This is a genomic window from Rheinheimera sp. B2H12, assembly GCF_059620065.1.
In genome coordinates, this window is the sequence record NZ_CM184363.1 from 780,344 (window position 1) to 793,612 (window position 13,269).

General features: G+C 49.0%; 15 protein-coding genes. 11 read left to right on the top strand and 4 right to left on the bottom strand.

The window, feature by feature from the left end:
* The first annotated feature begins 7 nt into the window (after positions 1-7).
* The 9 genes from AC53GJ_RS03445 (at position 8) to AC53GJ_RS03485 (ending at position 9,083) form a co-directional block, all read left to right on the top strand.
* A complete protein-coding gene (locus tag AC53GJ_RS03445; protein WP_496731142.1) occupies positions 8-1,087 on the top strand; it encodes a pilus assembly protein PilM in 1,080 nt (359 codons plus the stop codon).
* Positions 1,075-1,674, top strand: a complete 600-nt coding sequence (locus tag AC53GJ_RS03450) for a PilN domain-containing protein (protein ID WP_496731143.1) — start codon at positions 1,075-1,077, stop codon at positions 1,672-1,674. Before AC53GJ_RS03445 ends, AC53GJ_RS03450 begins: the two co-directional genes overlap by 13 nt.
* Positions 1,671-2,261 carry a type IV pilus inner membrane component PilO gene (locus AC53GJ_RS03455; protein ID WP_496731144.1) on the top strand — a complete coding sequence of 197 codons (591 nt, stop codon included), beginning with the start codon at positions 1,671-1,673 and terminating at the stop codon, positions 2,259-2,261. Before AC53GJ_RS03450 ends, AC53GJ_RS03455 begins: the two co-directional genes overlap by 4 nt.
* Complete coding sequence (locus tag AC53GJ_RS03460) at positions 2,261-2,797, top strand: pilus assembly protein PilP (protein ID WP_496731145.1); 537 nt, start codon at positions 2,261-2,263, stop codon at positions 2,795-2,797. The genes AC53GJ_RS03455 and AC53GJ_RS03460 overlap by 1 nt, the downstream gene beginning before the upstream one ends.
* A 16-nt stretch (positions 2,798-2,813) precedes the next feature.
* Complete coding sequence (locus AC53GJ_RS03465) at positions 2,814-4,877, top strand: type IV pilus secretin PilQ (RefSeq protein ID WP_496731146.1); 2,064 nt, start codon at positions 2,814-2,816, stop codon at positions 4,875-4,877.
* A gap of 158 nt (positions 4,878-5,035) precedes the next feature.
* Positions 5,036-5,554, top strand: a complete 519-nt coding sequence (aroK, locus tag AC53GJ_RS03470) for a shikimate kinase AroK (RefSeq protein WP_496731147.1) — start codon at positions 5,036-5,038, stop codon at positions 5,552-5,554.
* 24 nt (positions 5,555-5,578) lie between these two features.
* Entirely contained in the window at positions 5,579-6,667 is a 1,089-nt protein-coding gene (gene aroB, locus AC53GJ_RS03475) for a 3-dehydroquinate synthase (RefSeq protein WP_496731148.1), read from the top strand.
* Positions 6,668-6,689: 22 nt separating this feature from the next.
* Entirely contained in the window at positions 6,690-8,222 is a 1,533-nt protein-coding gene (locus AC53GJ_RS03480) for a hypothetical protein (RefSeq protein ID WP_496731149.1), read from the top strand.
* 15 nt (positions 8,223-8,237) lie between these two features.
* Positions 8,238-9,083 (top strand): Dam family site-specific DNA-(adenine-N6)-methyltransferase, encoded by an 846-nt coding sequence (locus AC53GJ_RS03485; protein ID WP_496731150.1) that lies wholly within the window; start codon positions 8,238-8,240, stop codon positions 9,081-9,083.
* Between the two features lie 4 nt (positions 9,084-9,087).
* On the opposite strand, the gene AC53GJ_RS03490 is transcribed toward AC53GJ_RS03485, so the two are convergent.
* The 3 genes from AC53GJ_RS03490 to AC53GJ_RS03500 all read right to left on the bottom strand — a co-directional run bounded on the left by AC53GJ_RS03490 (position 9,088) and on the right by AC53GJ_RS03500 (position 10,464).
* On the bottom strand, positions 9,088-9,279 hold the full coding sequence (locus tag AC53GJ_RS03490; RefSeq protein ID WP_496731151.1) for a DUF2970 domain-containing protein: 192 nt from the start codon (positions 9,277-9,279) through the stop codon (positions 9,088-9,090).
* Positions 9,279-9,533, bottom strand: a complete 255-nt coding sequence (locus tag AC53GJ_RS03495; RefSeq protein WP_496731152.1) for a hypothetical protein — start codon at positions 9,531-9,533, stop codon at positions 9,279-9,281. The genes AC53GJ_RS03490 and AC53GJ_RS03495 overlap by 1 nt, the downstream gene beginning before the upstream one ends.
* 178 nt (positions 9,534-9,711) lie before the next feature.
* Positions 9,712-10,464: a TorF family putative porin gene (locus tag AC53GJ_RS03500; RefSeq protein WP_496731153.1), complete on the bottom strand. Its 753-nt coding sequence runs from the start codon at positions 10,462-10,464 to the stop codon at positions 9,712-9,714.
* A 251-nt stretch (positions 10,465-10,715) separates the two neighbouring features.
* On the opposite strand from AC53GJ_RS03500, the gene rpe reads away from it, so the two are divergent.
* The gene (gene rpe / locus AC53GJ_RS03505) at positions 10,716-11,390 is read left to right on the top strand and encodes a ribulose-phosphate 3-epimerase (protein ID WP_496731154.1); all 675 of its coding nucleotides are present in this window, start codon (positions 10,716-10,718) and stop codon (positions 11,388-11,390) included.
* A 91-nt stretch (positions 11,391-11,481) separates the two neighbouring features.
* The gene (gene trpS / locus AC53GJ_RS03510; protein ID WP_496731155.1) at positions 11,482-12,501 is read left to right on the top strand and encodes a tryptophan--tRNA ligase; all 1,020 of its coding nucleotides are present in this window, start codon (positions 11,482-11,484) and stop codon (positions 12,499-12,501) included.
* Positions 12,502-12,567: 66 nt separating this feature from the next.
* Here trpS and plsY read toward each other — a convergent pair whose 3' ends face one another.
* Positions 12,568-13,152, bottom strand: coding sequence for a glycerol-3-phosphate 1-O-acyltransferase PlsY (gene plsY / locus AC53GJ_RS03515; protein ID WP_496731156.1), 585 nt, complete (start codon positions 13,150-13,152; stop codon positions 12,568-12,570).
* Between the last annotated feature and the right edge of the window lie 117 nt (positions 13,153-13,269).

A 13,269-nucleotide genomic window follows, 5' to 3' on the forward strand; every position in this document is an offset into this window, starting at 1 on the left:
GGAAGCTATGATAAAACGTCTGTTTCAATCGAAAAGCCCTTTAATTCTGGGCGTTGATATTGGTGCCCACACCGTCAAGGCGGTGTTACTCAGCCAACAGGGTTTGCATTATAAAGTAGAAGCCTTTGCAATTGAACCCATGATTAAAGGTTCTGTGAATGAACGTGAGATCCAGGACATTGAAGCAGTCGCCAATGTAATTAGCAAGATCCGGAAAAAAATACCAAAATCAGTTAAATTTGCCGCTGCCGCCGTCTCGGGCTCTACAGTGATTAGTAAGGTTATTTTTATGGATGCCAGTCTGTCAGACGCTGAGCTGGCCAGTCAGATTGAAGTTGAAGCCGATAGCCTGATCCCTTATCCACTGAGTGAAGTCAGTATCGATTTTGAAAAGCTTGAATTGAATGCCAATGACCCTTCTAAAGTCAATGTGTTACTGAGCGCAGCCCGTACCGAAAGTGTTCAGACCCGTGCCAGCGCGCTGGAGAATGGCGGTTTTGTTGCCAAAGTCATCGATGTCGAAAGTTATGCCTTAAGCCGGGCGGCCGAACTCTGTGCCAGCCAGTTGCCACAGGATGCCCGGCATAAACTGGTCGCTGTGGTCGACATTGGCGCTACTATGACCCTGCTCAGCATTATCGAAGATGGTAAAACCTTGTACACCAGAGACCAGATGTTTGGCGGTGAACATTATACCCGCAGCATAGTGTCATATTACGGTAAAAGTTACGAAGAAGCAGAAAGCAACAAAGTCAGAAACGAATTACCGCAAAATTACCTGTTCGAAGTGCTGGCACCATTCCAGACCATGTTATTACAACAAGTGCGCCGTGGTTTACAGATGTACCTCACCACCTCAGGTCGCGACAATATCGATTATTTGTTGTTGTCCGGCGGCAGCAGCCTGATTGCCGGCGTCGATAAATTACTGACTGAAGAGCTTGGCATTCATACGGTGCTGGCCAATCCATTCCGCGCGCTGGAGACTGCGCCTGCGGTGGATAAACTGCATCTGGAGCAAATTGCACCGCAGTTGATGGTGGCAACCGGGTTGGCGTTGCGGAGTTTTTCACCATGGCATTTATAAACCTGCTGCCCTGGCGGGAAGCGCAGAAAAAACAACAACAAACCCGTTTTATGACACTGCTGACTGCTGCTGGCTTGGTCAGTTTTGGTGTTATTTTTGCGCTTGCAGCTGTGTATTCAGCCCAGATTGAAGGCCAGGAGTATCGTAACAGTTTCTTGCAGAATGAAATTAGTATCCTGGAACAGCGGATTGTCGAAATTCGTGAGCTGGAGCAACGGAAAAAAAATCTGCAAAAACGGATGGAATTGATTGCCCAGTTGCAAAGCAGCCGTAATTTGGGGACCCAGATTATGGACGAAATTGCCACAGTAGTGCCAGCGGGTGTTTATCTGACCAACCTGCAAAAGCAGGGGCCTTCCCTGTTACTGGTGGGTAAAAGTGAATCCAATAACCGCTTATCCGCCATGATCCGCTCGGTCGAGAGTTCGGGTTTGCTCGGCCAACCCTTGCTGGAGTTTATCGAAGCCGGCAAAGATCAGACACAGTTACTCAGTGATTTTAAAATTCACCTGACTGTGAAAGGTTTTGAAGCTGTCCAGGGCGCTGCCAAAACAGTGCCGTCGACCGCGGGCGGGGGCACAAAATGAAGCTGAATATCGACTGGGAAGAGCTGAATCATCTGGATCTGGCCGATATGGGCAACTGGCCCACAGTGGCAAAAGCACTGGTCACCTTGGTCCTGGTGCTATTGATTGGAACTTTGTCGTATTTTCTGCTGGTGGATGACAAAATTCTGCAGTTAGAAATGTCGGAAGCAAAAGAGCAGGAATTACGCCAGATTTACCGGGTGAAATACGCCTCGGCGGTGAATCTGGAACTGTATAAAACGCAAATGGCCGAAATGGAGCAAACCTTTTCTTATTTGCTGAAACAGTTACCTGCCACCCATGAAACGCCAGGTTTATTAGATGATATTACCTTTGCCGGTACCTCAACCGGCTTGACCTTTGTCCGCATCCATTGGCTGCCTGAGATTGAAAAAGATTTTTACACCGAACTGCCAATTAAAATAGATGTGGTCGGTGATTATCACCAATTTGGTAATTTTGTCAGTGAAGTGGCGAAACTACCGCGGATAGTCTCGTTACATGATTTCTCCGTCAGCACCGATCAAAATGAGCGACTGGTGTTTAATGTGGTGGCAAAAACTTATCGTTATAAGGAGGCCAAATAGTGAGGGCTTCCTTGGCACTGCCATTATTGCTGCTGTGCTTAACCGGCTGTTATGACGAAATCGGTGATATCCAGCAATTTATGGACACAGTTAAAGCGAACACTCCGGCCAGAATTCCGCCTTTGCCGCAAGTGCAGCCTTTTGTGCATATCCCTTATAAATCAGCCGATGCCCGCAGTCCGTTCAGTAGCCCAAGACCGGAAGCGATTCAGGAAAAATTTTCGCAGTTGCAAGACTGCCTCAGTCCTGATCCAACCCGGCAAAAAGAGCCGCTGGAAAAATATGCACTGGATAACCTGAAAATGCGTGGTACTTTGGGAGATGCCGATAACGTTTGGGCTTTAATTGAAGCTTCGGATAAAACTTTACATCGGATCACTCAGCATAATTATCTGGGATTGTTCCATGGGCAAGTGGTGCAGGTGGGGCCGAGCCAGATTGATATTCTGGAATTAATTCCCGATGGCGCAGGTTGCTGGAAAGAGCGCACCACAGTGTTACAAATGGCCGGACCGGCAACGGAAGCTGGAAAATAATATGTATGAGCTGAAAATGAAAAAAATAACTATACCTGATCAGATCAAAACCTGGCTGCGCTTCTGGCTGCTGAGCAGTTTACTTTGGCTGGCGTTACCAGCTTTTGCCGTGCCGTTATTGTCGGAAATCCGTTACAGCCCGTTACAAAGTGGCGATACCGAAGTGGCTTTTGTGTTTGACGAGAAGCTCAGTGTCATGCCGCAATTGCAGGTGCAAAATAACCCGGCCCGTATCAATGTGATTTTTAACCAGGCTGATTTTGCCGAAAATCTGTCAACTGTGCTGATTGATAAAGCTGGCATCCAAAAGGCTAGTACCGAATTTCTCGCCGACGGCTTTATCACTGCAATTTATCTGGACCAATTACAGGTGTATAACGGCCGGGTGGAAGAGAATATCTTTTATCTGCATATCGCCGACAGCAGTAAGTCCCGGCTTGGCAATCAGCGCAGTAATCAGGCACAACTCTATATCAACAAAATACAGTCGATTGATTTTCGTCGCGGCGAAAAAGGCGAAGGTCGTTTGTTCGTCTTCCTGAAAGAAAACAGCAGCGCCGTGAATGTGGCAGAAAAAGATGGCAAAGTGGTGGCTGAGTTTTATAACACTGATATTCCGGATGACTTGTTGTATCAACTGGATGTAATGGATTTTGGCACTGTCGTCAAAGGCATCGAAACTTTTAAGGAAGGGGCAGTCACCCGACTGGTGATTGAACCGCTGGCGGCCTTTCACTACAAATATCAGCAACTGGACAATGTCTTTACGCTGGATGTGGAAAAAGATCTGAATGCCACTGGTTTGATGAATCAGGGTAAAGAGTATAAAGGTCGGGCGATTTCTTTGAATTTTCAGGATATTCCGGTTCGGACTGTGCTGCAGATTATTGCCGACTATAACAGTTTTAACTTAGTGACCAGTGACTCGGTGACTGGCAACGTGACGTTGCGGCTGGATGCGACCCCTTGGGATCAGGCGCTGGATATTGTGTTAAAGGTCCGTGGCCTCGACAAGCGGATGGATGGCAATATTCTGATGGTGGCGCCGACCGAAGAACTGGCCGATCGGGAAGCCAAAGAGCTGGAAGCACGGAATAAAGTGGCTGAACTGGAGCCGCTGTTTTCGGAATTTATTGCGGTGAATTATGCCAAAGCCGCAGACCTCGCGAAGTTGCTCAGTAATAAAGATGCGTCTTTACTCAGTAGCCGTGGTGTGGTGTCGGTGGATGAAAGAACCAATACCATGCTGCTTAAAGACACCGCCAGAGCGATTGAAAATGTGCGGCGTTTAATCGAGCGGCTGGATGTGCCAGTCAAACAGGTGCTGATTGAATCGCGGATGGTGACGGTTAAAGACAGTGTGGCCGATGAGCTGGGGATCCGCTGGGGTTTTAATGATCAGCAGATGACAAAAGCCGTGGGCGGCTCGCTGGAAGCGGCCAATGAGCTGGCCAATGGCCGGATCCCGTCATTGGCCGGTAATAGCCGTTACAACGTCAATTTACCACTGACCAATACCTCGGCTGGCCGGATTGGTTTCCATATTGCCAAATTAGGCGATGGGACCTTAATTGATTTGGAACTGTCGGCGCTGGAAGAAGAAAACAAGGCTGAAATTGTCGCGTCGCCGCGGATTTCGACTGCTAATCAGAAAAAAGCCCGCATTGAGCAAGGTGTGGAAATTCCTTATGTCTCAGCGGCCTCCAGTGGCGCGACCACAGTGGAATTTAAAAAAGCCGTGCTGAGTCTGGAAGTGACACCTCAAGTCACACCGGATAATAAAATTATTCTGGATTTGATTGTGACTCAGGATACCGAAGGCAAAGTGGTGCAAACATCAACCGGCAATGCGGTGGCTATTGATACCCAGCGTATCCAAACCCAGGTGCTGGTCGACAATGGTGAAACTTTGGTGCTGGGTGGTATTTACCAGCAACAAACTATCAATACCGTGCAAAAAGTGCCTTTTCTGGGTGATATTCCTTATGTCGGCCTGATGTTCCGCCGTTCCTTGGATAAGACAGAGAAAAAAGAATTATTGATCTTTGTCACGCCCAAAATTTTGAATGAAAACAAATAGCCGCGCTAGCAAGCCAACACCGGATGCGCCAGCGTCCGGTGAAATATAGCTTGCTAACAACTCGGCAAAGCTGACATAATTCAGCGCTTCAAATTTTCGTGGGAGCTTTTAGGCCCTGACATTAACCCTCACTAGTTAGCTGATTAGCATTACGACATATGGCAGAGAAACGAAATATCTTCCTTGTTGGCCCTATGGGCGCAGGAAAAAGTACCATTGGCCGTCATTTAGCAGAAATGCTGCATCTCGACTTTTACGATTCAGATCAGGAAATTGAGCGCCGTACCGGTGCGGATATTGCCTGGGTTTTTGATTTGGAAGGCGAAGAAGGTTTCCGGGTACGTGAAGAAAACGTGATTGAAGACTTAACAGGTTTGCAAGGCATTGTGCTGGCAACCGGTGGTGGTTCAGTTTTAAGTAAAGAAACCCGCAACCGTTTATCGGCGCGTGGCATTGTGGTGTACCTGGAAACTCCAATTGAGAAACAGGTGGCCCGGACCCAGCGCGATAAACGCCGTCCGCTGTTACAGACGGAAGAAGCACCGCAACACGTGCTGGAACGCCTGGCAGCTGAACGCAATCCGTTGTATGAAGAAATCGCCGATTTCACCATCCGGACCGACGAGCAAAGTGCTCGTTCTGTTGCTAATCAAATTGTTGAACAACTGGGTTTTTAATTTTTCCAGCTAAGGGGGCTGCCAGTGGAAAAAGTTGCCGTTCAACTTGGCCAGCGCAGTTACCCTATTGTCATTGCGCCTGATCTGTTATCAGGTGCAAGGCAAATTCCTGAGCTGTTCATGCTCTGGCGTTACGCCAAAGTCGCTATCATTTCCAATCCGCTGGTTGCAGAGCTGTATTTGCCTGCAGTGCGTCAGCTTTTTGCCGGTCAACAGCTGTTTGAACTGTTGCTCCCTGATGGCGAAGCCTATAAAAACCTGGCGTCCTTTGAACAGGCCAACTCATTTTTACTGCAAAACAGCGTGCCACGTGATGCGTTATTGGTCGCGCTCGGCGGTGGTGTGATTGGCGATATGACGGGGTTTGTCGCGGCCTGTTATCAGCGTGGCATTGATTTCGTCCAGATCCCGACCACTTTGTTATCGCAGGTTGACTCCTCAGTTGGAGGTAAAACTGCGGTCAATCATCCGCTTGGCAAAAATATGATCGGCGCTTTTAAACAGCCGCAAGCCGTGCTGATTGATACCACTGCGTTGCGCTCATTACCTGCCCGTGAATTTGCGGCTGGTATGGCTGAAGTGATTAAATATGGCCTGCTGGGTGATGCCGCATTTTTCCATTGGCTGGCACAGCAGCAGCACGCCATTGTGCAGTTGCAGGAGCCGGCGCTCAGTCAGATGATCCGACATTGTTGTCAGATGAAAGCTGATATTGTCAGCCGCGATGAAACTGAACAGGGCGAGCGGGCACTACTGAATTTAGGCCATACCTTTGGTCATGCGATTGAAGCCTGGTTAGGCTATGGTCAGTGGCTGCATGGTGAGGCTGTGGCGGTTGGCATGATGATGGCGTTTGAACTGGCAGCCAGCCGCAACTGGGTCAGTCAGGCGGAAGTGACCCAGGTCCGCCAGTTGCTGCAGCATTTTGGCTTGCCGGTCGTGGCACCTGCCAAGATGCAGATCAGCGATTTTATGCCTTATATGAAAACAGATAAAAAAGTCAAAGCCGGCCGGATGCGGTTTATTCTGCCACAACAGCTGGGACAGGCCATCATTTGTGATGATGTGACCGAAACTGAATTACTACAGGTATTTGCCAGAAAAGATGTCTGATTTACAAAAAAAGCTGAAACAGATGAAAGGGTTATTACCATCGCAACAGCAGTGGTTAGAACGTTTGGTATTTCAGCTGGAATTTAATCCTTATCAGTTGATCCATCTGGTGGGTGGCCCCGGCACTGGTAAAAGTACCCTGACGCTGGCGATTGCTGATTTACTCTCCGGCGAATTTAATCTGGCATTGCTCAAAGCCGAACCTGAACTGACCACAGTGCGGGTGCGGCAACATCTGGTCGAAAGCTGGTTTGGTTTTTGTAAAGATGCCAGCCGTACATTGCTGCAACTGGTTGGTGAACGCCAGTCTGAACAGCCGCTGGCACTGGTGCTGGATCAGGCAGAACAACTGCCGCTGGAATTATGGGCCGAGTTGGCCGAATTACCTTGTCTGGTGGTGGCGGCAACGTTACAACCGGATCCGCATGCCGAATTAAATCTGCCGTTACCAGGCCTGACGCTGGAAGATGCTACTTTGTTATTGCAGGATCAGCAGCTCAGCACGCTGTCGGTGGCAGACAGGCTGGATATCGCCAATGGTAATATGCATATTTTGTTGCAGCCGGCGCTGGCCAAAGTGAAAAAGCCTGCCCCTGTGGTCACAGGGAAAGGCTCGTTAGTGCCGCCGTTGCTGGTATTTAGCACTGGTATGGTGGTGATTGCCGCTGTGGTCGGGTTCTGGTTCTGGTCAGAACAACAATTGCAATCGGATGGTCTGGGCGAACTGACTTATTTACCGGCTGAGCAGGAAATCAATGCTGAACCGCAACCTGCCGCACCTGTGGTGCATGCCAGCAAGGCGGTGGTCGAGCAGTTGGTTGAGCAATTAGAAGAAGTCAAAACGCCAGCCGGAACTTCCAAAGTGGCTGGCATGGCGCCAAAAGTTGATTTTAGCGGCACGGCTGAAACCGTCGATAGCACAGCGCCTCAGGCTGCAGAGACGGAGCCCGCAGTTGTTGCTGACTCACAAAGCTTGCCGGATCGTACCTTGGCTGCCGCCAATGCCGCGCAGCCGCAAGCGGCTGCCGTTGAGGCTGATGTGGCCACAGCGCCCTCGACTGAAGCTGTGGCGACTGAAAGTTCACTGGAGCAGCAGATGGCTGCCGAGTTGGCGTTACCCCAACAGCAAGTGGTGCCTGAAACTGTCGCTGTTGAACCGGAAGAGGATTTAGCTGCCCAAGCGGCCGCTGAAATAGCCGCTCAACCCACGACTGTTGCCCCTGCTGCGACAGCGTCAAGCCGCCCGACAGCGCCAACTGGCGGTTATTTGTTTGCCGAATCTGAGTTGTTATCGATGTCTGGTCAGCAGGTTGCATTGCAGTTGGTGGTGTTTTCCAATGACGTGGCGCAACAAAACTTTATTCGGAATAACCCGCAATTAAAAACCCATACCTATCAGCGCAGCAAAAATGGCCAGCGGCAGTTGGTTGTCGTGTTGGCTCCTTTTGCCGATGCTGCCGCGGCCAAAGCCAAAATTTCGACGCTGCCAGCACCGCTGCAACAGGCCTTTGTGAAGTCGCTGGCCGATATCCACAGCGAAATCAGTACTCAGTAAGCAGGTGGACAGGCTTTGAAAGCAACTTTGGCAAGCAAAAAACAGCGGGCATTTCTGAAATGGGCTGGCGGCAAATTTAATCTGGTCGAAGCTATTACCGGTCATTTGCCAGCGGCTGATGTGCTGGTTGAACCTTTTGTCGGCGCTGGCTCCGTGTTTCTGAATACTGATTTTCAGCATTATCAGCTCAATGATATCAATGCTGATTTAATCCATTTGTATCAGGGCTTGCAACAGAATGCCCCGCAATTGATTGCCGATGCCAAGCTGCTGTTCAAAGCGGAAAACAATGATAAAAGTACTTTTATCGCGTTACGTCAGCAGTTTAATCAGACGGTGGATCCTTATCAGCGCTCCTTGTTATTTTTGTTTTTGAACCGGCATTGTTACAACGGTTTATGTCGTTACAACCAGTCCGGTGCTTTTAATGTGCCTTTTGGTTCCTATAAAAAGCCTTATTTTCCGCAAGCTGAATTGGAAGCTTTTGCGGAAAAAAGTCGCAAAGCCACTTTCACCTGTCAAAGTTACCAGCAGGTATTTGCCAGTTTACCTGCCAATAGTGCGGTGTATTGTGATCCACCTTATGTTGCTTTGTCGAAGACGGCTAATTTTACCTCTTATGCCAAAAACAGCTTTAATCTGGATGATCAGGCAGACTTGGCTAATCTGGCGGAACAAGCGCAGCAACAGGGTCATCATGTGTTGATTAGTAATCATGACACCAGTTGGACCCGAAAGATTTATCATGCAGCGCAGTTGCACAGCATTCAGGTTGGACGTTCGATCAGCCAAAAAGGCAGTAGCAGAGGCAAGGTGGCGGAATTGTTTGCATTATACCGGGCGACAGCGGTAAAAAAGTAACCAATCAGGGCAGTACCCAGCTGACCAGCAGTAATAAACTACCAACAAAAAACAGCGTCATCAGCACGCCAACCACAATATAAGGCAATGGCCCTGAACTATTAAAGTCTTGTTGGCGCTGTTGTTCTGACTGCACGCCAATAAAGGCACCAGCCACGGCTTTAAGTAATTGTTTCAGCCCTGGCTTGGTTGCCATCAGTGTGACTCGTGTTTAAAGCTGTTCAGCAATTCCAGTAAGTCTATAAAGTGGAACTGAGTGGAACGGCTTTGACCACTGAACCATGCTAGCCAGCTTTGTTGGGGGGCAGGCTGACATTGTTGCTGATAGGTTTCAATGCCATAGTCGCTGACGGTGACTAATTGCAGACAGCTGGCTTGCACAGGATTGGGTTCAGCTTGCAACAAATAAGTACCTGCGACCAGGCTGAGCAGCAAGCTGGTAGTTTTCAACAGGACTGATGTCTTCATTACTAAGCCTAGGTTGTGGAAAAAACCGTCAAAGCATAACGCAGAAGCGAAAAATTAACAAGTCTGCAATTAACGTTGCGGCTAAAAAGCCAACACAGCGAATGCGTTCATTGCATGCGCTGCGCTGTCATTCAACGGCGGGTTGTGATTGTGACTGGTATTAGAACGCTTTGGTCAGGCTCAGCACAACACGGCCATCACATAAATAACATTCGGCTGAATTTTCGATATCGGTATCGGCGTATTTCAGCGCCACACTGCTGCCAAGCACAGTGGTCGTCACACCCACACTCCAGTCGATGTAAGAGTCACCACCGACCGGGCCTGCCGCCAGAAAAGTGCTGTATTGAGCATTATCTTCAAATTGATTCAAGCCAGCGTGAAATTGTAAGCTGAAAGTATCCGACAGATTGTAGTTGTAATCGCCTGACAGATAATAATATTTGTCGACGTCAGTGCCAAAGTAATCACTGGAATAGGCCAGGCCAAGCGTCAGGCCGCCATAAATCAATTTGCTGTAGAATTCGACAAAGTTAAATTGGTCAGTGGCGTTATCGCCATTTGGATAACGATACTGCATCACGCCAATATCTGTGGTCCATTCCTCAGATAACTGACCTGTCCAGCCCGCCAATACATCTAATTCCATTGAGCCCTGGCCAAAATTGATATTAGAACCCCAGGCGGACAGATAAAAACCAGTATCGCCAGTCAGCGTTAAACCACCTTGCAGCGCCATGCCTTCGTCAGTTTGTGAAATACCACGGAATAAATAGTCTGAGGTCAGGCTCAGATTACCGCTGACTTTCGGCTCGGCCATCGCTGTACCGCTGCCAAGACCAAGCACCAGCAGCAAAGCGCTGGTTAAAACTTTACTGCGGGAGTTCATCATTGTTGCTGCGCTGTGTTTCATTTGCATTGCCCTTTATTATGAGTATCCCAATCTGCTATTCCAGTTTTATGCCATGGGTTGATGTTATTTAATTTCAATCACTTAGTGAGAATATAGTGTAGCGCTGAACCGCTAATGTGCAAACTTGGTGCGCCGTTGCCTGTTTTTTGGGCGACTGGGACAGCAGGCTTGGGCCATCCGACTGCCAAAACGCTGCTGGATCGGTTAAAGTAGCCGTTTTGTGAACCACCGGATTGCTGGAGACCTTGCTGATGCAGCCATTTTTAATAGCGCCTTCTATTTTATCGGCCGATTTTGCCAGACTAGGCGACGATGTTGCGCGGGTACTGGCGGCTGGAGCCGATGTGGTGCACTTTGATGTGATGGATAATCATTATGTACCGAATCTGACCTTCGGACCGATGATTTGCAGTGCACTGCGCAATTACGGTATTACCGCACCTATTGATGTGCATTTGATGGTGGAACCGGTGGACGCTTTGATCCCGCAATTTGCCAAAGCGGGCGCCAGTATCATTACTTTTCATCCGGAAGCCAGCCGCCATGTTGACCGCAGCCTGCAGTTGATCCGCGAGCATGGCTGTCAGGCCGGCTTGGTGTTTAACCCGGCCACACCGCTCAGTTACTTAGATTATGTGCTGGACAAAGTCGATGTGATTTTGCTGATGTCAGTCAATCCAGGGTTTGGTGGCCAAAGTTTTATTCCGGCCACCCTGGACAAACTGACCAAGGCGCGCCAAATCATTGACCAAAGTGGTTTACCGATCCGGCTGGAAATCGATGGTGGTGTTAAAACAGATAATATCGCCGACATCGCCGCTGCCGGGGCCGATATGTTTGTCGCCGGTTCGGCCATTTTCAGTCAACCGGATTATGCCACTGTGATTAGCGCCATGCGCGCTGAACTGGCCAAAGTACGCCGTTGAGCAGACTGCCAATTTCAGTGCTGGCAGGCTATAATCGCGACAATTTTTTGCTTAGCCGCAGGCATCTTGCCTGCCTCAGACAGGATCATTCATGACAGCAACAACATCGGCCGCCAAGCCTATTGTATTAAGCGGTGCCCAGCCTTCCGGGCAATTGACCATCGGCAACTATTTAGGTGCATTAAGACAGTGGGATCAGATGCAGGATGCCTATGATTGTTTGTATTGCATTGTCGATTTACACGCCATTACGGTGCGGCAAGATCCGCAGGCGCTGCGCAATGCCTCGTTAGATTCGCTGGCATTGTATCTGGCCTGTGGTATTGATCCGAAGCGCTCTGCGGTCTTTATGCAGTCGCATGTGCCTGAACACAGTCAACTTGCCTGGGTGCTGAATTGCTATACCCAATTTGGTGAATTAAGTCGGATGACACAATTTAAAGATAAGTCAGAGCGGCACAATAATAACGTCAATGCCGGTCTGTTTACTTATCCGGTGCTGATGGCCGCTGATATTCTGTTGTATCAGGCCAATCAGGTGCCGGTTGGTCATGATCAAAAACAACATCTCGAACTGGCTCGTGATGTGGCGATGCGCTTTAACGCCAGCCATGGTGATATTTTTACCGTGCCGGAACCTTTTATTGCGCCAGTGGCCGCGCGGGTGATGAGCCTGCAGGAACCAACCAAGAAGATGTCAAAGTCGGATGAAAATCCGTGGAACTTTGTTGGCTTGCTGGAAGATCCTAAAATAATCAGCAAGAAATTCAAAAAGGCGATGACAGATTCCCAAGATCCACCACGGGTGTATTTTGATTTGGAACAGAAACCAGGCGTTGCCAATCTGTTAAGCATTTTATCCGGTGTCACCGGCAAGCCTATTGATGCCTTAGTTGCTGAATATGAAGGTAAAATGTACGGACATCTAAAAGGCGATGTGGCGGATGCAGTGATTGCATTATTAGAGCCTGTCCAACAGCGTTTTGCCGAGCTGCGGCAGGATCAAAGTACACTGAATGCCGTGATGCGTGCCGGCGCCGAAAATGCCAGAGCGCGGGCGGCCCGGACTTTGGCTCAGGTCAACGCAGCGGTCGGTTTTGTTTTACCCTGAGCAGGATAGTTGCAGCAACTGGATTGTCAGTTGAAAAATGGGTCGCAGTTGCGGCCCATTTTAGTTTTATTCTTTCGGTCTTTTCGTTTTATCCCAGACTTTGGATTCTTTACCCTGCCATAACCTGACAATATTCTCGCGGTGTCTGATCACAATAAGAATGCTGAGCATTAGTACCGGAATGGTATACAAGGGTTTAATAAACCAGGTAAAAATGGGCGCCAGGCTGACAGTAATCACGGCGGCAAAAGAAGAATAACCAGTGGCCCCGACCAGAATAATCCAGGTGGCGACTAATAAACCGGCCAGATCCAATCCAATCGGCATCATAGTGCCAAAAGCGGTGGCAACGGCTTTACCGCCCTGAAAACCGAAAAACAGCGGATAGATATGGCCGATACAAGCGCAAACGGCGATCATGCCCAGATAAAAAGCTTCGATGCCGAGAAAATAAGAGCCCCAAACCGGGATGGTGCCTTTGAGCACATCAAAAAGTAACACCAGCACGGCAGGCAGGGTGCCGCCGAGTCTTAACACATTGGTGGCACCAGGGTTGCCAGAACCATGCAGGCGCGGGTCCGGTAACCGGAACAGTTGGCAGACAATCACGGCAGAAGACACTGAACCGCATAAATATGCGGTTACCATCATCAGTCCGATCTCAGATGTTATCAATGGATTTCCTCAACACCCGCTTTTGCGTTAAGATCGCATCGGCTTTAAAACTGCGGTCAGATTATAGACTTTTTAAGCATTTGCCTATCCGAC